The sequence below is a fragment of the Ensifer sp. Root142 genome (assembly GCF_001426785.1).
In the GTDB taxonomy this organism is placed as follows: Bacteria; Pseudomonadota; Alphaproteobacteria; order Rhizobiales; family Rhizobiaceae; genus Ensifer; species Ensifer canadensis.
In genome coordinates, this window is record NZ_LMFK01000044.1 from 146,406 (window position 1) to 164,955 (window position 18,550).

The window sequence follows — 18,550 nt, forward strand, 5'->3', positions numbered from 1 at the left end:
GAAAATGGTTAACGCTCGTTAAACCTCCTGATTTCCTTGCCTTTTCCGACCTAAACCCCTTTGCCACATTAAGAATTCATTAGGATTTTAATGAAGCTGGAGTGCTCTTAATTGTAACAACCGGGCTAATGTGTCACTACGATACGGTTAGGAACGGGCTTGCGTACGAAAATGGCAACCGTTCCGGTGGATAAGCTGTGCGAGTGGTGCCCTCGAGGGTCAATTCCGACTATCCATCGAGGAAATGCAGTGGTGTTCAGTAGGGTATTGCGTAGATGTGATGCGCGTATCTTGCCGTCACCGCCCCGGTGAAGTCAGTGCCTGGCCGCAATCGCGGATCAAATGGACACGCTTCATCGCAGGCAAAAGGTAATGAGGCGTATCCCTATGGCGACGAAGAAGAGCAACGAGTCAATTGATGAAAAGGCCTTCCAGGCTCTGGAAGCGGCCCTTAAGATCGATTTTGACGAGCTTAAGTCGAGCCCTAACGACAAGACTTCCTTGGATAATCCGGAGGAAAATGTGTCTGACTCCACTAATCAGGCTGCTCAGCCCGATCACAGCCGAAATGCCAAGCCTCAGCAGGAAGCCCCCCGCGCCGCGCGAGCAAATGACGCCGCACGCGGGCTCGCTCCTGAACCTGCGCCAAAGTCGCCTCCCCTTTCTCCGGCAAACGACGATGGGCGCCGCTCTCCGGCTGCCATGTTGCGCGCCCTCGACGTTCGCTCGAACCGCGCCGCCATCCGTGTCGCAGCCCTCGTTTCGGTGATCTGGGCCGTGGCCGGCATCGGTGTCGCCAACCTGCTCTATGGCCCACAGATCTGGCAGATCCGCTCGCTGAGCGATCTCGCTGCCACCCCGGGTGCCGTCGGCGTCGCCATTGGCATCGCGCTGCCGATCATGCTCTTCTTCTCCTTCGCCATCATGATCGCCCGCGCGCAGGAACTGCGCAACGCCGCGCGCTCCATGGCCGAAGTGGCATTGCGCCTGGCCGAACCGGAAACTGCGGCCGCCGACCGGGTCATGACCGTCGGTCAGGCCGTTCGCCGCGAAGTCTCGGCGATGAACGAAGGCATCGAGCGCACGATTGCGCGCGCCACCGAACTCGAAACGCTGGTTCACTCCGAGGTGAATGCGCTCGAGCGCAGCTACAGCGAAAACGAACTGCGCGTGCGTACGCTGGTTCAGGAGCTGGGCCTTGAGCGCGAAGCCATCATCGGCCACTCCGAGCGCATCCGCTCGACCATCGCCGGTGCGCATGGCAAGCTGAAGGACGATCTCGACCAGGCCGGCGAAGACATCGCCTCGCGCATCGCCATCTCCGGCGAGGCTTTTGCCTCGCTGATCGACACGCGGGCAGCGGCACTCAGCGAAAAGTCCGACACGGCGCTGCAGAACATCAGCACCATGCTGTCGAACCGCACGGACTCGCTCCTTTCCGGCCTGACGGCAGCCGGCCTCGGCCTCAGCAGCGAATTCGACACCCGCCTCGACCAGCTGAGCGATACGCTGACAAAGCGCGGCGAGCAGCTGCTCGGCCAGTTCGAGACCCGCGCCTCCTCGCTCGATGCTAACACTGAAAAGCTGAATGCCGCGCTGAACGAGCGCGCCCGCCAGCTCAATGAAACGCTGATTGCCCGCACCCGCGACCTCAACGAAAGCCTGAGCGTCGGCCAGCAGGCAATTGCCGGCGGCCTCGAAGACGTGCTCGCGACGCTCAACGCCACCCTCGACGAAAAGGGTGCGCATTTCCGCCAGAGCCTGCGCTCCAGCGCCGACGATGCCATCATGGATCTCGATCTGCGCGGCGGATTCTTCGAAGAAAAGCTGCAGACGACAGTCGGCCACCTTGCCACCGCCTTCGACGAACGCTTCCACGAGTTCGCATCGGCCTTCGACAAGCGCGCCAGCTTGCTCGACACCAAGCTGATGGAAAGCCTGCACCGCATCAACGAGACCGTCAGTGGCGGTTCGGATGCCATCGGTGGCGCGCTCGACAGCAGCATCGAGAAGATCGGCTCGGCGCTTTCGGATCAGTCGCTCACACTCGCGACAGCACTCGGCGCCACCCACGACTTCATCGAGGAGACGATCGGCAGCCGCACGTCCGATCTCAGCAACCTGATCGGCGGAGCCCATAGCCGCATCGACAGCGTTCTTTCCGAAAAGACCAGCAGCCTGATGGGCGCCTTGTCCGAGGCTCAGGATCGCATCGAGAACGGCTTTGGCCAGCGCGCAGATGCGCTTGCAAATGCACTGACATCAAGCGAACAGCGCCTGACCGAGGGCCTCGACACCCGCACGGCACAGTTCGTCGATGGCCTGCACGCGGCCCATGCCCGCATCGAGCAGACGCTGACCGGCTCGACCGACGAGATCACCAGCGCCATCGCGGCAAGCCAGCACCGCCTCGACAACACCCTGTCCGAGCGCACCCTTGCCCTTTCGACCGTGCTTTCGACCGGAACGGACGCGATCGAAGGTGCCGTCGGCGAAACGGCCGACCGGCTGGAGCGTGTTCTTTCGGAACGCAGCCAGGCGATTGCAGAAACCCTTTCGACCCAGACATCGGCACTCGACGGCGTTCTCGCCGATCGCTCCGCCCACATCACCTCGACGATGACGGCCCGCGCCAACGAAATGGCAGATTCCCTGAGCCGTCATGCCGAAGACGTCGCCGACAACCTCACCTTCCGCGCCACGGCCGTTGCCGAGACGATGACCGACCGTGTCGGTGAAATCGAACAGAAGCTTTCGGACAGCGTATCCCTCGTTGCCGAAAACCTCGGTGGCCGCGTCAGCCAGATCTCCGACACTCTTACCAACACCAGCGCTCGCATTGCCGAAGACCTCAGCGGCCGCGTGGGCAAGATCTCGGACGTCCTGACGGCCACCAGCGCCCAGATCGCCGAGGCGCTGACCGCGCGCACCACCGAGGCGACAGCCTCGCTCGCCGGCAAGGCGACGGAAATCGAACAGACGCTGACCGGCCGCGCCGAGCACCTGCGCGAAACACTCTCCTCGACCCACGAGCAGATTCGAGCCACGCTCGACGACCGGATCAACGCAATCAACCTCGCCGTCGACCAGGGCCGCGACCAGCTGGAAGGCATGTTGTCCGACCAGTCCGTGTCGATCGCCACCAGCCTTGCCACCAGCGCCAGCATGCTCGAAATGTCGCTCGAAGAGCGCCAAGCGGCACTTGCCGGCATCATCGACCGCAGCGGCGAAACGCTGGAAGCCCGCATGCGCTCGACGACCGGCAACATTGCCGAGCGCCTGGCGGAAACGGCCGGCCAGATCAGCCTCGCCGCCGACACGCTGACCAACCGCGTCGACATGTCGATCAACGGCCTCAACGACCGCCTTGACGACACCGGTCTGCGCATCGAGACAAGCCTTGGCGCGCTTGAAGAGCGCATGCGCGACAGTGCCGAAAATGTCGGTTCGATTGCCGATGCGGCGGGTGTTCGTGTCGAGACCCGTCTTGGCTCGCTCGAAGACCGTATGCGCGGCAGCGTCGATAATGTCAGCACGATCGTCGATGACACGGCCGCCCGCATCGAGACCCGTCTGGGTTCGCTCGAGGGGCGGATGCACGGGAGCGTCGATAAGGTCAGCGTCATCGTCGATGAAACCAGCAGCCTCATCGAATCTCGCCTCGGAACTTTGGAAGACCGCATCCGCGGCAGCGTCGGCAATGTCAACGCAATCGTCGACGACACCGGTATCCGCATCGAGGCCAGCATTGGCACCCTGGAGGATCGTATCCGCGACAGCGTCGGAAGCGTCAATGCCATCGTCGACGATACCGGCGCCAAGATCGAGACAAGTCTCGGTTCTCTGGAAAGCCGTATTCGAGGCAGTGTCGGCAGCGTCAATGCCTTGGTCGATGACACCGGTCTGCGCCTGGAAACGAGCCTCGGCTCGCTGGAGGATCGCGTCCGCGATAGCGTCGACAGTGTCAACGCTATCGTTGACAACGCCGGCCAGCGCATCGCCGACAGCCTCGGTGAGCGTTCCGGCGAGATCGACCGCGTCAGCGAGGAAGCCGCAAGCCGCATCTCCAGCGCCATCAATGCCGGTACGGACCGCATTGAAGAGCGCCTCGGCACCATGGACCGCGCCCTCAACATCGGCCTCGAAAACGTCAACCGCACGATCGAAGGCAAGGCTGCGGTGCTTGTCACCAGCCTGCGCGGCGCCGTCAGCGAAGCGACGCAGGAGATCGACGCCGAGGCCGGCCGGATCGAAGGCAAGACCGCGGACCTCATCAGCAACCTTCGCGGCGCAGTCGGCGATGTGGTCCAGGAACTCGACACCGAAGCCGCCCGCATCGGAGGCAAGGCTGCCGGTCTCGTCACCAGCCTTCGCGGTGCAGTCGGCGATGTTGCCCAGGAACTCGACACCGAAGCCGCCCGCATCGAAGGCAAGGCTGCCGGTCTCGTCACCAGCCTTCGCGGTGCAGTCGGCGATGTTGCCCAGGAACTTGACACTGAAGCCGCCCGCATCGAGGGCAAGGCTGCCGGTCTCGTCACCAGCCTTCGCGGCGCAGTCGGCGATGTTGCCCAGGAACTCGACACCGAAGCCGCCCGCATCGAGGGCAAGGCTGCCGGTCTCGTCACCAGCCTTCGCAGCGCGGTTAGCGAAGCAGCGCAGGACCTCGACGCGGAAGCGGCCCGTTCCGCCGGCCTTCTTTCCAAGGCTGGTCAGGACTTCGCCAATGTGCTGGCGGCCCGCAACGCCGACTTCGCAAATGCCATTGAGCAGACCGCCTCGACAACGGCCGCACGCCATGCCGAACTCGCCCGCTCGGTCGCCGATGCCTCTGACACCGCCACTGCACGCCTTGCCGCCACGCATGGCCAGGTTGCCAGCCACGCCCAGAACATCCAGCAGGGCTTGGCAGATGCCGAAAAGGCACTGGAAGCCCGTGGTGAGGCGATCCGCAGCACGCTCGACGATCGGACCCGCGAACTCAACTCGATGCTCGCCGGCCGCTCTATGGAACTGTCGCGCATCATCGACGAGCAGGCACGCCCGGTCATCGATCAATATGCCGCAACCGGCCGTGAGGCTGCCGAGCGCATCGCCAGCCTGACGAAGGACAGCACCGATCGCCTGCGCGCGGAAAATGCCGCATTGGTCAATGCCATTACCGAACGCACCGGCGAGACGCTCAACGCCATCTCGCTGCGCGCCGAGGAAACGGCAAAGGCGATGAAGATGGTCGAGAACCGTCTGCAGTCGACGGCCCTCGGCCTGATCGACCAGCTCGCCGCCAACAACACGGCGATCGCAACTGTCATCGACCAGGCAAGCGACAATCTCGGCGACATGGACCAGCGGCTGGAGGCTACGGCCACCCGATTCTCCGAAACCACGCGCCAGGCTTCCGACATGCTGTCGACCTCTACGCGCCTCATCGAAGGCAAGGTCGACAAGCTCTCGGACATCTCGGCCTCTACCCTGTCGCAGATCGGCGGCATCGTCGGCCGCTTCGAGGATCACTCCAAGGTGCTCGGCCAGGCCTCGGACCTGTTGGGCGCCGCCCAGTCGAACCTCGTCAGCACACTCGAGGAACGCCAGGATGCCTTGCGCACCCTGTCGGTCGGCCTCGTCCAGCGCTCGGAAGAAATCGAACGCACCATGCGTGCACTCGAAGGCTTCGTCGATGGTGCCTTCCAGCGTGCCGAAGAGCGCTCAGGTCTGGTTGCTGGTAATCTGCGTAGCGGCATCCAGCAATCCTTCTCGGATGTCGGCCGCCTGCTGTCGAGCACCGAACAGCGTGCAGCCGAAGCCGCCGAATCCATGCGCAATGCGCTGGCCCAGGCCGGCGACGAGGCTGGTGCCTCGGTCGAGGCAGTCTTCTCCCGCGCCGAAGAACGGTCGCGCCAGATTGCCGATACGCTGCGCTCCGGCGTCGAGACCTCGTTCGCCGACGTCAACAAGACGCTCTCGGCGGTCGAGGGCCGCGCGCTCGGCGCCTCCGAGGCGCTCCGCCAGGCGATCGCCAAGGTGGGCGAAGATGCGGGTTCCTCAATCGAGGGTGCATTCGCAACCGCCGAGGAACGCTCCAAGGAAGTGGCGTCCCGCCTGCGCGGCAGCGTCGCGTCGTCTGTCTCCGACGTCGAGCGCATGCTTAGCGAAAGTGGCAAGAAGTCCGACGGCGTCGCAATCCAGCTGCGCGACGCCGTTCGCGTGGCGATCGACGACGCCATCGGCCGCTTCAGCGGTGCGACCGACGATATCCGCCGCTCGGCCGGCGAGATCCGCAAGGAACTCGATATGACCCGCGAAGAGCTGAAGCGCAGCGCCTTCGACCTGCCCGAGGAAGCCAAGGAAAACGCCGCCGTCATGCGTCGTGCCGTGGCCGAGCAGATCAAGGCCCTGCAGGAGCTGTCGGAAATCATCGGCAAGTCCTCGACGCAGCTCGAAGTCGCCCAGCCGCTGCGCCAGCAGCCGGTTGCTGCCGCTGCTGTGGCTGCAGCGCCTGTCGCCCGTCCGGTCCAGCAGCCGGTCGCAGAGCCGCGTCGCCAGGATCCGGCGCCTGCCCTGCGCGGCAGCCTCGGCATCGAACAGGCGACCGTCCAGCAGCCTGCCCCGGCCCAGCCGGAAACGCAGGCCGTCACCAGCGAAGTCGCAGAAGGCGGTGGCTGGATGCGAGACCTGCTGCGTGCCGCGTCGCGGGAAGAAGCGCCGGCAGCCGCACCGCAGCGCCCGGCAGAAAGCCAGCCGGTTGCCCGCAGCGGCGATAACCGCAACCCGCGCCACGTGGTGGAATCGCTGAACTCGCTTTCGGTCGATATCGCCCGGGCCATCGACCACGACGCATCGGTCGACCTGTGGCGCCGCTACCAGCGCGGCGAGCGCGACGTCTTCACCCGCCGGCTCTATACGCTGAAGGGCCAGCAGACCTTCGACGAGATCAAGCGCAAGTACGACCGCGAGCCGGAATTCCGCACCGCCGTCGATCGCTACATCGCCGACTTCGAAAAGCTGCTCGCCGATGTCGCACGCAACGATCCGGACAAGCGCATCACCCAGACCTACCTTACATCCGACACGGGCAAGGTCTACACGATGCTCGCCCACGCCGCCGGCCGCTTCAACTAAGAGGCAGCCCGACCGGCAAGATTTGACGGCCCCATCGCAAGGTGGGGCCGTTTTCACATGTGTCGTCCACAGCGGAAGCGCGCAACAGGTTCGCGTCCGCATCGAGGGCTTCGAGATGTTCTGCATCGACCCAGTGTGACCCACGGCGCGATGACGGTCGTTGTGTGCCTTACCCAGATACCGCATTGTATCCGGATACCACACTGTCGAACCCAAAATCCCTGCCGCATCATCACCGCCGATCTTCCCCAACCACCCGGTGCCGTCGGGCGCCGAGGATCGACATTGAAAAGTGGCGCGTCGGTGCCAGCACAGTGCCGTTGGCGGCGGCACAGTGCCCTAAGTTCAAGGATGCGCGGCATCGCCAATGTTACGGCGCAAGCACGCCCCAGGAGCGGAAGCCGCTTCACTAGTCCCATTTGAATGGCAGAGTTACTCCACGCGCGTTGCGCGCCAACGTGGGCAGCTTACCGGCGGCTACCTACGGCAAACTGCCGTACTACATCACCGCCGATGCTGCCGAGGTGGCGGAGTACCAAGCACCCAACGGATGACCCTTTCATAGCGTCGGCTGGCCGACGCCATTGTCCACAAGAGTATCCCGCAGCCAATCTTGGCGGTGTGGGCCGGAGTGCAGGAGAACGGCGTTTGGCGCACCGTCGACCACAATCGAGAAAGGCGCGGTTCGAGCTTGGAAAAGCCCGGGCATGTTCGTCGCATGATCAGCAAACGCTGACCAGAAGACAGCAGACATGCCTAGCATTCTAAAATTCTGCCCAGGCCCAGGCGGACGCCCTGCCAGGTTCCGCAGTGGTATGTATCCACACCTTAACTATCTCCTGCGGAAGCTGCCGCGAGCATCTCATGCATCTGGCATTAGCCCGACGCGACAGATGTCGCGGTTCACTCCTCATGACGAGAACGACCTGGCGGCCACCACCATAGTAGCTACGCGGCATTGCGTTGCATCAGCGCGTTTGAGTGCATTCCGGCGGCAGCCGGCACATACCCCCAAAGGCGCTTATTTCGGGAAGTAGCAGCGATCCGACCCACTGGTCCGACGCAACCAATCGCGCCACGGTTCGACAACACGAGACAAGGCTCGGATACCCCATCACCGCATTGACACCAGGTTGCTCTTTCCCGTCCAGGCAGAGCCACCTCATGCGCATTTCGCACCGTCGAACGAAAACAACACCGCGCAAAACAAAAGGCCCCGGACAAACCGGGGCCTTTCTAAGGTTTCGATCAAGCTGGCGAAGCCAGTCTGCGATCAATGTTCCTTGTTGGCGTAAACCGACTTCTTGGTCAGGTAGACGAGACCGGTGAAGATCAGCAGGAACACCATGACCATGAAGCCGGTGCGCTTGCGGTCTTCCAGGTGCGGCTCGGCTGCCCACATCAGGAAGGCCGAAACGTCCTTGGCATACTGGTCCACCGTCTGCGGCGTGCCATCCTCGTAGGTAACCTGATCGTTGGAGATCGGCTGGGCCATCGCCAGCGCAGAAGCGTTGGCGAAGTAAGGGTTGTAGTGCGTGCCTTCGGCGACCTGAACGCCTTCCGGCGGCTCATGGTAACCGGTCAGCAGCGCGTGGATATAATCCGGGCCACCTTCCTGGTAAGGCCAGAACATATCGAAGACGAACTGCGGGAAGCCGCGTTCGATGCCGCGCGCCTTGGCGATCAGCGAGAAGTCCGGCGGTGCAGCCCCGTTGTTGGAAGCAGCAGCTGCTTCCTTGTTCGGGTACGGCGACGGGAAGTGATCCGCAGGCACGGCCTTGCGGGTGTACATTTCGCCGTCAGCGTTCGGGCCGTCCTGAACTTCGTAGTTCGCGGCGAAGGCCTTCACCTGTGCGTCGGAATAGCCGAGGCCTTCGAGCGTACGGAATGCCACCAGATTCATCGAGTGGCAGGCCGAACAGACTTCGGTGTAGATCTTCAGGCCACGCTGCAGCTGACCCTTGTCGTAGTTGCCGAACGGGCCGGCAAACGACCAGTCCTGCTGCTCAGGCTTGTGGATCGGATAGTGGGGCGTGCCGCCGCCATGCTCCGCGCCACCTGCCGCCTCTTCAGCGACAGCAGCTCCGAGACCGAGGCCAGCGACGACAGCAAGTGACAGAATGCCTGTTACAAGCTTTTTCATTGTTGTGGGTTCCTTATCAATCGCTGTTCTGATCAGGCACGTGCGGTGGCCGGCTGTGCCTTCGCATTCTTCTTCTCAAGCACCGCCTCGGTGATGGAATTCGGAATGCGCTTCGGCGTTTCGATCAGGCCGAGGACCGGCATGATGACGAGGAAGAAACCGAAGTAGTACAGAGTGCCGATCTGCGACATGACAACGTACAGGCCTTCCGCAGGGCGCGAACCCAGCCAGCCGAGCAGGATGGCGTTGACCACGAAGATCCAGAAGAACAGCTTGTACCAGGGACGGTAGACAGCCGAACGCACCTTCGAGGTATCCAGCCATGGCAGGAAGAACAGGATGATGATCGAGCCGAACATCACCAGAACGCCACCGAGCTTGGAGTCGATCGGGCCGACATTGAAGGTGATGGCGCGCAGCATCGCGTAGAACGGCAAGTAGTACCATTCAGGAACGATGTGGGCAGGCGTCTTCAGAGCGTCAGCCGGAATGTAGTTGTCCGGATGGCCGAGGAAGTTTGGCTGGTAGAATACGAACCATGCATAGACCAGCAGGAACACGGAGACGCCGAGTGCGTCCTTCAAGGTCGCGTAGGGCGTGAAGGGAACGGTATCGGTCTTCGACTTCACTTCGACGCCGGTCGGGTTGGTCTGGCCGGTGACGTGCAGGGCCCAGACGTGAAGCACGACAACGCCGGCGATCATGAAGGGCAGCAGGTAGTGCAGCGAGAAGAAGCGGTTCAGGGTCGGCTGGTCAACGGCAAAGCCGCCAAGCAGGAACTGCTGGATCCACTCACCCACCAAGGGGAAGGCCGAGAAGAAGCCGGTGATAACGGTCGCGCCCCAGAAGGACATCTGACCCCAGGGCAGAACGTAGCCCATGAAGCCGGCAGCCATCATCAGGAGGTAGATGACCACGCCGAGGATCCAGAGGATTTCGCGCGGTGCCTTGTACGAGCCGTAATAGAGGCCACGGGCGATGTGTAGGTAGACGGCGATGAAGAAGAATGATGCGCCGTTGGCGTGCATGTAGCGCAGCAGCCAACCGTGGTTGACGTCGCGCATGATCTTTTCGACCGAGTTGAACGCAACGGTCGTGTCGGAGGCATAGTGCATGGCCAGCACAATACCGGTCAGGATCTGCACGATCAGCATCACGGAAAGCATGGCGCCAAAGGTATATGCGTAGTTCAGGTTCCGGGGAACCGGATAGCTGATGAAGCTGTCGTGAATCATACGCGGCAGCGGAAGACGGGAATCAACCCATTTCTCAATGCCAGTCGTTGGCGTGTAGGTTGAATGTTCAGCACTCATTATCAGTAGTCCCCTCAACCGATCTTGATAACTGTGTCGGAAACGAACGAGAAGGTCGGCACGGCGAGGTTCTCCGGCGCCGGACCTTTACGGATTCGGCCGGCCGTATCGTAGTGGGAACCATGGCAGGGACAGAACCAGCCACCGAAATCACCGGCCTGACCAAGCGGCACGCAGCCGAGATGGGTACAGGAGCCGATCATCACGATCCAGTTTTCCTTGCCTTCGCCGGCGGAGCGATCGAGATCGTTCGCCTCGGCGTCGGTCGGAAGGTTGGCGTTGCGCGCAACCGGATCCTTGAGGTCGGCAAGAGCGACCGCCTTGGCCTCTTCCACTTCCTTCTCAGTGCGGTTGCGGATGAAGATCGGCTTGCCGCGCCATTTGGCCGTCAGCGACATGCCGGCCTGCAGGCTCGACACATCGACCTCGATCGAGGCGAGAGCAAGCGTCGAAGCATCCGGACGCATCTGGTCGATGAATGGCCAAGCGACCGCGCCGGCGCCGACGACGCCCGCCATGCCGGTGGCCAGGTAAAGGAAATCGCGGCGAGTGGGCTCGCCCGAGGTCTCGCTTGAAATGTCGTGTTCGCTCACGGCTAAACCATCCTCTCACGCAATGTTGCGGAAACCGCATCCGCCCAGCGAGATCCCTGCCCTTGCGGTTTCACCTAGGTCAAGGAAGCACGCCCAATCAATGTGCTGACACCTTAGCCGGTTTGCTGTTGCAAACACGTTATCGGGCGTCAGAATCCGAAAAGTGCTGCGCGCACACGGCTCGCAGATTCCCCGTCAATCCGGCGCGTTCTATGCTTGATCGCAAATTATGTCCAGCCTTGACAAGGGTGGGTGGGCAGATTGTCGCGGGGAAAAGCGCGGCCAATTGGCACAAGGACTTGACGGTCGTCATTGCAGTTGGCCGGCGGCCGTTCGAAGGGTGGAGAAAAGGCGACGAGGCCGCCCTACTCTGCCGCTTCTTCGCGTGCCAGAAAGCCGCCGGATTGCCGCGACCAGAGGTCAGCGTAAAGACCGCCCCGAGCGATCAGTTCGGCGTGGGTTCCGTCCTCGACGATCCGGCCCTTATCCATGACGACGAGCCGATCGAGAGCGGCGATCGTCGACAATCGGTGTGCGATAGCAAGCACCGTTTTTCCTTGCATCAGCCGGTCGAGATTGGACTGGATTGCCGCCTCGACTTCGGAATCGAGCGCCGACGTCGCCTCGTCGAGAACGAGGATCGGCGCATCCTTGAGCATGACGCGGGCAATCGCGATACGCTGCCTCTGCCCGCCAGAAAGCTTGACGCCGCGTTCACCGACATGGGCATCGAAACTCCTGCGGCCGCGCTGGTCCTGGAGATCGAGAATGAACTCGTAGGCCTCGGCCCTCTCGGCTGCGATGATCAATTGCTTGTCGGTTGCATCCGGGTGGCCGAAAAGGATGTTGTCCCGGATGGAGCGGTGCAGCAGCGAGGTGTCCTGGCTGACCATGCCGACCTGTGCGCGCAGCGATTCCTGCTTCACCGTCGAAATGTCCTGCCCATCGATCAGGATGCGCCCGCCCTCGAGGTCGTAGAAGCGCAACAGCAGGTTAACGAGCGTTGACTTACCGGCGCCCGAACGGCCGACGATCCCGACCTTTTCGCCTGGACGGATCACGAGCGAGAAGTCGTCGATGACGCCGGCACTCTTGCCGTAATGGAACTTCACATGCTCGAAACGGATTTCCGGCTCGCTGACCGACAACTCCTTGGCATCCGGTTTGTCCACAAGACCGATCGCCTGGGAGACGAGCTCAGCCGAATTCTGGATCGTGCCGATGTTGCGCATGATCGAGTTGAACTGCGTCATCATCCGGCCGAGCAGCATGTTGAGTCGCAGCACCAGCGCCAGCGTGAAGGCAACCGCACCCGAACTGATCGCACCGCCAAGCCAGAGGTGGATGGCATAGACGGCGATGGCCGCGATCATCATGCCCGAAAGCAGCGCAAGCGAGGCACGCACGGCCGTCAGTAGCCGCGTGAAGGGGATCACCGCCCGCTGGAAGCGATCGAAGCCGGCGCGGATATAGCGGTCGTTCTCGTCGTCGCGACCGAACAGTTTCAATGTCTGGATGTTCGAATAGGCATCAACCATCCGCCCGTTCAGCATCGAGGCCATTTCAGCCGTATCGCGCGCGTGCTTGCGGATGCGCGGAACGAAGTAGCGCGCCAGCGCCAGGAAGAGGACGATCCAGAACGCGACCATTGCCGCCAGCCGCCAGTCGAGCTGGGCGATGAGCGCCATGGTCGAGGCGGTATAGATGACGATGAACCAGACGACCTGCAGCAGCGAGACGATCAGATCGCTGGTCGCCTGCGCGCCGGACCAGACTTTCGTCACGATCCGGCCGGAAAAATCGTTCTGGAAGAAGGAAAGCGATTGCCGAGCGACGTGGGTGTAGGTTTGCCAGCGCACGAGATTGAGGAAGCCGGTGATGATCGACTGCTCCTCGACGAGGGCTGCCAGCGACACCGCGACGAAGCGGAACACCAGCACCGTCAGCAACATGAACAGAAGCTCTGGCCCGTTGGCGGAAATTAGCCCGCTCCAGCCCGCTTCGGGCTTCACAGTGTCGAGCAGATCGACCAGCCGTCCGACGAAGTAGAAGAGCCCCGCCTCCAGCATGGCGACAAGGCCCCCGAGGATGGCCATCGCCAGAAACGGCCCTTTGGCCTGGCGGGCGTAGAACCAGGCAAAACCCCACAGCGATTTCGGCGGCTGCAATCGCTCGCGCGGCGCAAACGGCTTGATCCAGTTCTCAAAGATGCTGACGATGGCGCTGAGCATGTTTCCGATATAGGCGGTTCGGCGGCAACAGCAATCGGTTTCCACCATCGGGCGCATTACAAATGCGTTAGGTGACGTGGCAAAACCCCGCCGCCCGCATGGGCGGCAGGGTCACAGCGGATCACTCCGCCGCTTCTTCCTTCTCGGTATCGTCGGCGATGAAGCCGCCCGACTGGCGTGACCAGAGGTCGGCGTAAAGGCCGCCCTTGGCCACGAGTTCGGCATGCGAACCGGTTTCGACGATCCGCCCGGCCTCGAGGATGACCAGGCGGTCCATTTCCGTCAGCGTCGACAGGCGGTGGGCGATCGCGATCACCGTCTTGCCAGCCATCAGCGCGAACAGGTTCTCCTGGATCGCCTGCTCGACTTCGGAATCGAGCGCTGATGTCGCTTCGTCGAGGACGAGGATCGGCGCGTCCTTGAGGAAGACGCGGGCGATCGCGATACGCTGGCGCTGGCCGCCGGAGAGCTTGACGCCCCGTTCGCCGACCTGGGCGTCGAGCCCCTTGCGCCCCTGGTTGTCCTCGAGCGCCTGGATGAACTCCCAGGCATTCGCCCGCTTCGCAGCCGCGGTGATCGCCTCGTCGTCGGCTTCCGGGTGTCCATAGGCGATGTTGTCGCGAATGGAGCGGTGCAGCAGCGAGGTATCCTGCGTGACGACGCCAATCTGGGCGCGCAGGCTATCCTGGGTGACGGCGGCGATATCCTTGCCGTCGATCCGGATTGCGCCTGACTCCACGTCGTAGAACCGCAATAGCAGGTTCATCAGCGTCGTCTTGCCGGCACCCGAGCGTCCGACCAGGCCGATCTTCTCGCCCGGCTTGATGTCGAGCGACAGGTGATCGATGACGCCCTTTGCCTTGCCGTAGTGGAAGCGGACGTTGTCGTAGGTGATCGCACCCTTTTCCGCCTTCAGCGCCTTGGCATCCGGTTCGTCGACGATGTCGTGCGCCTTGGTCATCATGCCGATACCGTCATAGACAGTGCCAATGTTCTCGAACAGCGCCGAGACTTCCCACATGATCCATTGCGACATGCCGTTGATGCGCATGGCCAGACCAACGGCGATCGCGATCGCGCCGACCGAGATGGCACTTGTCAGCCACAGGTGAATGCCGAGCGCGCTGATTGCAAACAGCGCGATGCTGTTGTTGGCGTAGACCAGCACGTGGAACAGCGTCACCTTGCGCATCTGGCGATGCACCGTGTCGAGGAAGCCGTCCATGCCGGCGCGCGCATACGTTTCCTCGCGGCCTGCATGCGAGAACAGCTTGACCGTGCCGATGTTGGTGTAGCTGTCGACGATACGGCCCGTCATCATCGATCGCGCGTCCGCCTGCTCCTTGGAAATCTTCTGCAACCGCGGCACGAAATAGGTAACGATGCAGATGTAGATCACCAGCCAGACGGCGAGTGGCGTCACCAGCCGCCAGTCGGCAGCGGCAACGACGATCAGCATCGTGACGAAATAGCTGACGACATAGACGAAGACGTCGAGGATCTTCATCACCGTTTCGCGAACCGCAAGCGAGGTCTGCATGACCTTGGTCGCCACGCGGCCGGCGAACTCGTTGGCGAAGAACGTCATGCTCTGGCGCAGCAGATAGCGGTGCATCTGCCAGCGGGCGATCATCGGGTAATTGCCGAGCAGCACCTGGTGCATGATGAACGAATCGATCGCCACCAGCAGCGGCAGGCCGATCAGAACCAGGCCGCCCATCCAGATCAGCCGGTGACCTTCCGCCTGCAGGAAGGTGTCGCGATTGGCACTCGACAGCCAGTCGACCATGTTTCCGAGAAACTGGAACAGCGCCACTTCGCCGATGGCGATGAGCATGGTGCAGACCGACATGATGAGCAACCACGGAACTGCGGGCTTGGAATAGTGCCAGCAGAAGCCGAAAAGGCTCTTCGGCGGAAGCACGGGCTCTTCCGTCGGATAGGGATTGAGGCGGGATTCAAACCAGCCAAACATAGACTTGCTCCTTCAGAGTATTTTGAAGGAAGGCGGGAATTTGCCCCGCATTCTTTATCGTGAAAATTTCAGTCCGGAAATGCTGCCCGCCATAGCGGTTTGTCTTCCGGAGTTCCGGAAGCGCGCATCGATCTCTTGAAAGATAAGTCGCGGAACCGGTCAGGCCAAACGGTGGCCCATCACTCCTGGAAGGCGTGTCAACATCAATACAGTCATCATTGCCTCCGTCGGTTCGCGTTGAAGAGAGGTTCTCTCTACCCCTAATCGCGTCGACATGCCAGATTGTCGCAGGCACTTTCCTGCCTGTTTTTTCATCGTTCGGTCGGATGTTGCTCATTCGGCACAGATTAGACACCGCGAAATCAAACGGAAACGACACATGGCAGGCGCGTCCGGCATTGGTAGGAGACGCATATGAACGCATCATCGACGCCCCCTCCCGAATTGAAAGGACAAGGTTTCCATCTGAGGCGGCCGCAAGGGGGCGACGTCGAGGCGCGACTGGCGCTCGGGCGGGATCCCGAGATCCACCGCATGTTCGGTGGCAGCGCCACCTTCGCCCGCGCTTTCGGACAAGCGGATGCAGAAGCGTGGGTGCAACACCTCGTCGAGCATCCAGCTGCCTGGATCATCGATCGCAACGGGCCAATTGGCGAAGTCAGGCTCGACAATATCAACCGGGTCGACCGGCGCGCCTCCTTTGCCATCGGCATCTTCAATCCGAAATTGCTCGGCCAAGGGCTTGGCACTGCCGTCACCAAGCTTGTATTGGCGCATGCGTTCGGCGCGCTCGGCCTGCACCGTGTTTCGCTGCGCGTGCTTGCCTTCAACGAGCGCGCCATCGCCAGCTACCGCAAATGCGGCTTCTCGGTCGAGGGACGAGAGCGAGAGACGGCGCTGATCGACGACGCCTGGCACGACGACATCATGATGGGGATTCTGGCGCATGAATTCTCCGCCGCAAAAGACAAGTCGCAAGAAAAGTGAACAGACGTGAGTGACCTCCGCATTGCCCTCTACCAGCCCGACATTCCCGGCAATACCGGCACGATCCTGCGCCTTGCTGCCTGCCTCGGCCTTGCCGTCGATGTCATCGAGCCGGCGGGCTTCGACCTTTCCGACCGCAATCTCAAGCGCGCCGGTATGGACTATATCGCCTCGGTCACCCTCACCCGCCACATCAACTGGGAACGGTTCGAGGCGTGGCGGGTGCCGACCGGCCGAAGGCTTGTGCTCGCCTCCACCAAGGCCGCCGAGCCCTATACCCGCTTTGAATTCAGGCCCGACGATATCCTGCTGTTCGGTCGGGAAAGCGCCGGTGTGCCAGACCATGTGCATGATCGCGCGGAAGGCCGCATCCTCATCCCGATGGCCGAGGGGCAACGGTCGCTCAACGTCGCCATGTCTGCTGCGATGATCGCCGGCGAGGCGATCCGGCAAGTGCAACTGCTCTGAAAAACATCGCATGGTAATGCCCTGCCTTTCCCGATGGGGGGTGACGATGGGCGCGGCCAACGGCAGCGCCCCAAAATTCAGGCGGCAACCTCGTTGTAGGGCGTCGCCTTGCGGGCCTGCTTCAATGTCCGCGCCCACCAGATGAGCCGATCCATCATCAGGAACAGCGGCGCACGCAGCTCCTCGGGCTTGTAGAGGTTGCCGGCCGCATCGAACTTCGACCAGGCTTTGGCAAACTGGACGCCGTCGCGCAGCGTCACCGCATGCAGCTCGGCAAAGACTTGGCGCAACTGCTCGACGGCGCGGATGCCGCCGGAAGCGCCGCCATAGGAGACGAAGGCGACGGGCTTGGCATGCCACGGCTCGTAGACCGAATCGATCAGTTCCTTCAGCGCGGCCGGGTAGCCGTGATTGTATTCCGGCGTCACCACCAGGAAGGCATCCGCTTCGGCCACCTTGCGCTCCAGCCACTCGCCGGGATTGACCGTGGCGCCGACGCCGCGCGATGCCCTCAGCCGTGCCGGATCGATGACCGTGAGATTGAAGACGTTCGAATCCGAGATCTCACGGATCAGCCAGTTGGCGACCGTGTCGCAGAAGCGCCCCTGCCGGGCGCTGCCGTAGATCACCGCAAGCGTCATTTTCTCTGTCATGGGGATCAGCTCCTTGTTGTGAATTCCATGGAGCTCATGCTATAAAACCTCAACATTAGTTGAGGTCAATAGCCCGCCATGACGATTGTAAGAAACAGCGAAATGCGACGCGAACTGACCGTCGGCGAAGTCGCCGAACGCAGCGGCGTCGCCGTTTCCACCTTGCATTTCTATGAGGCCAAGGGTCTGATCCGCAGCAACCGCAGCCGCGGCAACCAGCGCCGCTATCCCCGAAGCGTGCTGAGGCGCGTGGCGGTGATCAAGGTGGCGCAACGGACCGGAATTCCGCTTTCGGAAATCCAGGCGGCGCTGACGGTGCTGCCCGACGACCGGCCCCTGACGGTGCAGGATTGGGCTCGGCTGTCGGAAAGCTGGCACGAGCAACTGAATGCGCGCATCGCCAGCCTGATGGCGCTACGCGACCACCTGACGAGCTGTATCGGCTGCGGATGTCTGTCGCTCAGGGAATGTCCGCTGCGCAACCCCTACGATGTGCTCTCGATGGAAGGCGCCGGCCCTCGGCTGATGGATGCGACGGAAGAGGACGGCCAGCCCTAGGAGGCCTCAGTCTGCAGTCGGCAGGCGGCGCATGGTGAACTCGATCTCGTCGCCGTCGAGCTGGCGCCAGCTTTCCACTTCGGTCCAATAGGCGGCTTTTGGCCAGGTATCGAACCATTCGCGCGCCTTGGCGCGGGCCGCACTTCGATCGAGCCGAAAGGTTTCACGCACGAAAAGGCCATCGCCTCGTGTCGGATTGTCCCGGCGATGCCGGGCGATCTGGCGCCGCAAACCATCGAGCGGCGGACCTGCGGGTATTCTTGCCATGGGCCATACCTCTGGAGGTAAAGATAGTGTGAGTATCGGGCCATTGCGAGTCCGTTTTACACCGCCCATACGATGCGGCAGACTGCAGCGCGGCGCGCCAAATATGACGCGCAAAGGACGCTGCAGCGCTTTAGACTTGCTGCATAATTTTCTCCTTAAATCGAATCTGATTTAAGGAATTATGCAGTAGCCCGATGGCCCCTCCGCCGTTGCCAATCCGGCGGAAATATGAACTGTGGCCCACAT

General features: G+C 62.2%; 12 protein-coding genes. 4 read left to right on the top strand and 8 right to left on the bottom strand.

Translation table 11 applies throughout. The features are described from left to right. Window positions 1-387: 387 nt before the first annotated feature. Window positions 388-7,116, top strand: coding sequence for a kinesin (locus ASD52_RS29265; protein ID WP_057214317.1), 6,729 nt, complete (start codon window positions 388-390; stop codon window positions 7,114-7,116). A 1,273-nt stretch (window positions 7,117-8,389) separates the two neighbouring features. Here the strand turns inward: ASD52_RS29265 and ASD52_RS29275 are convergent. The 6 genes from ASD52_RS29275 to ASD52_RS38930 all read right to left on the bottom strand — a co-directional run bounded on the left by ASD52_RS29275 (window position 8,390) and on the right by ASD52_RS38930 (window position 15,798). Then, window positions 8,390-9,259 carry a cytochrome c1 gene (locus ASD52_RS29275; protein ID WP_025427195.1) on the bottom strand — a complete coding sequence of 290 codons (870 nt, stop codon included), beginning with the start codon at window positions 9,257-9,259 and terminating at the stop codon, window positions 8,390-8,392. Window positions 9,260-9,291: 32 nt separating this feature from the next. Next, on the bottom strand, window positions 9,292-10,572 hold the full coding sequence (locus ASD52_RS29280) for a cytochrome b/b6 (protein ID WP_025427196.1): 1,281 nt from the start codon (window positions 10,570-10,572) through the stop codon (window positions 9,292-9,294). 14 nt (window positions 10,573-10,586) lie between these two features. Beyond that, window positions 10,587-11,165: a ubiquinol-cytochrome c reductase iron-sulfur subunit gene (petA, locus tag ASD52_RS29285; RefSeq protein ID WP_025427197.1), complete on the bottom strand. Its 579-nt coding sequence runs from the start codon at window positions 11,163-11,165 to the stop codon at window positions 10,587-10,589. 365 nt (window positions 11,166-11,530) lie between these two features. Next, on the bottom strand, window positions 11,531-13,396 hold the full coding sequence (locus ASD52_RS29290; RefSeq protein WP_038576142.1) for an ABC transporter ATP-binding protein: 1,866 nt from the start codon (window positions 13,394-13,396) through the stop codon (window positions 11,531-11,533). Window positions 13,397-13,517: 121 nt separating this feature from the next. Further along, entirely contained in the window at window positions 13,518-15,371 is a 1,854-nt protein-coding gene (locus ASD52_RS29295) for an ABC transporter ATP-binding protein (RefSeq protein ID WP_057226406.1), read from the bottom strand. Continuing rightward, window positions 15,355-15,798, bottom strand: coding sequence for a hypothetical protein (locus ASD52_RS38930; protein ID WP_144239149.1), 444 nt, complete (start codon window positions 15,796-15,798; stop codon window positions 15,355-15,357). The genes ASD52_RS29295 and ASD52_RS38930 overlap by 17 nt, the downstream gene beginning before the upstream one ends. On the opposite strand from ASD52_RS38930, the gene ASD52_RS29300 reads away from it, so the two are divergent. Both ASD52_RS29300 and ASD52_RS29305 read left to right on the top strand, forming a co-directional pair. Next, complete coding sequence (locus ASD52_RS29300; protein ID WP_025427200.1) at window positions 15,786-16,358, top strand: GNAT family protein; 573 nt, start codon at window positions 15,786-15,788, stop codon at window positions 16,356-16,358. The genes ASD52_RS38930 and ASD52_RS29300 overlap by 13 nt on opposite strands. 6 nt (window positions 16,359-16,364) lie before the next feature. Beyond that, window positions 16,365-16,826, top strand: coding sequence for a tRNA (cytidine(34)-2'-O)-methyltransferase (locus ASD52_RS29305; RefSeq protein WP_057208691.1), 462 nt, complete (start codon window positions 16,365-16,367; stop codon window positions 16,824-16,826). Window positions 16,827-16,903: 77 nt separating this feature from the next. Here ASD52_RS29305 and ASD52_RS29310 read toward each other — a convergent pair whose 3' ends face one another. Further along, window positions 16,904-17,479, bottom strand: a complete 576-nt coding sequence (locus ASD52_RS29310) for an NADPH-dependent FMN reductase (protein WP_025427202.1) — start codon at window positions 17,477-17,479, stop codon at window positions 16,904-16,906. A 78-nt stretch (window positions 17,480-17,557) separates the two neighbouring features. On the opposite strand from ASD52_RS29310, the gene soxR reads away from it, so the two are divergent. Continuing rightward, window positions 17,558-18,037: a redox-sensitive transcriptional activator SoxR gene (soxR, locus tag ASD52_RS29315; protein ID WP_025427203.1), complete on the top strand. Its 480-nt coding sequence runs from the start codon at window positions 17,558-17,560 to the stop codon at window positions 18,035-18,037. Window positions 18,038-18,043: 6 nt separating this feature from the next. Here soxR and ASD52_RS29320 read toward each other — a convergent pair whose 3' ends face one another. Beyond that, on the bottom strand, window positions 18,044-18,304 hold the full coding sequence (locus tag ASD52_RS29320; protein WP_025427204.1) for a hypothetical protein: 261 nt from the start codon (window positions 18,302-18,304) through the stop codon (window positions 18,044-18,046). Between the last annotated feature and the right edge of the window lie 246 nt (window positions 18,305-18,550).